This window comes from Micromonospora sp. CPCC 206061, assembly GCF_036906915.1.
Classification (GTDB): domain Bacteria; phylum Actinomycetota; class Actinomycetes; order Mycobacteriales; family Micromonosporaceae; genus Phytohabitans.
The window spans coordinates 1-1,362 of record NZ_JBAKHX010000205.1; the positions used below are offsets into that span (position 1 = coordinate 1).

At 73.2% G+C, this 1,362-nt stretch carries 1 protein-coding gene; it reads right to left on the minus strand.

The genetic code is table 11. From position 1 onward, the window contains the following. The coding region (locus V6V89_RS41390; RefSeq protein ID WP_334625216.1) for a heavy metal translocating P-type ATPase at positions 1-1,362 on the minus strand (1,362 nt) is incomplete at both ends.

Below are 1,362 nucleotides of genomic sequence, written 5' to 3' on the forward strand. Positions count from 1 at the left end.
GCCGCCCAGCCCAGGTTTTGGACCATCTTGCGGTATGACGCCTTGGACAGCCGGATCACGCCGGTGACCGCCCGCGGATCGGAGGAGGCCAGCACCACGCCGGCCGACTCGATGGCGACGTCGGTGCCGGCGCCGATGGCGATGCCGACATCCGCACGGGCTAGGGCGGGCGCGTCGTTGACGCCGTCGCCGACCATGGCGACCGTGTGGCCCCGGGCTTGCAGGTCCGCCACGGTCTGGTCCTTGTCGGCGGGCAGCACCTCGGCGAACACCTCGTCGACGCCGGACCGGAATCCCAGGTCGGCAGCGACGGCTTCGGCGACGGCGCGGGAGTCGCCGGTGATCATCGCGATCTTCCGAACGCCCGCCTCGCGTAGCTGGGCGATCGCCTCCCGGGCCTCGGGCCGGACCTCGTCCTCCAGCGCCAGGGCACCGATGACACCGTGGCCGGGGCGGATCAGGTAAAGCACCGCGGCGCCGCGGGCGGACCAGCTCTGCGTCGCCTGGGCGAGTTCGTCCGGCAGGCGGCCGTCGAGCTCGCGTAGCAGGGCGGGGCCGCCGACGGCGTACTCGATGCCCTCGATGGTGGCGCGGACGCCGCGGCCGGTCAGCGACCTGAAGTCGCTGGCCCTGGCCGGTTGTCCCCGGTCGGCCGCTGCCGTCACGATCGCCTTGGCGAGCGGGTGCTCGCTGTCGGCCTCCACGCCGCCGGCCAGCCGCAGCACCTCGTCTTCGCTGCCGCCGTCGGCGGCGACCACGCCGGTGACCTTGTGCGCGCCCTTGATCAGGGTGCCGGTCTTGTCGAACAGGACCGCGTCGACGGTGCGCATGCGCTCCAGGGCGAGGCGGTCCTTGACCAGGATGCCCGCCTTGGCCGACACGGCCGTGGACAGCGCGATCACCAGCGGAATGGCGAGGCCCAGGGCGTGGGGGCAGGCGATGACCAGCACCGTGACGGTGCGTACGACGGACTCGCCGACGTCGCCGAACGCCCACCAGACGAGGAAGGTGATCACCGCGGCCGAGGTGGCGATGTAGAACAGCATCGCGGCGAACCGGTCGGCCAATACCTGTGCCCGGCCGCCGGCGGCCTGTGCCTGGGCGACCAGGCGTTGGATGCCCGCCAGGGCGGTGTTCTCGCCGACCGCGTCGACCTCGACGCGGATGGCTGAGTCGGTGGCGACGGTGCCGGCCACCACGCGGTCGCCGACGCCGCGGCCGACCGGCCGGGACTCGCCGGTGATCATGGACTCGTCGAGCTCGGCCGAGCCTTCGACGATCCGGCCGTCGGCCGGTACCCGGGCGCCGGAGCGCACGAGCACCACGTCGCCGAGCTGCAGGTCGGTGATGGCGACGCGTTCG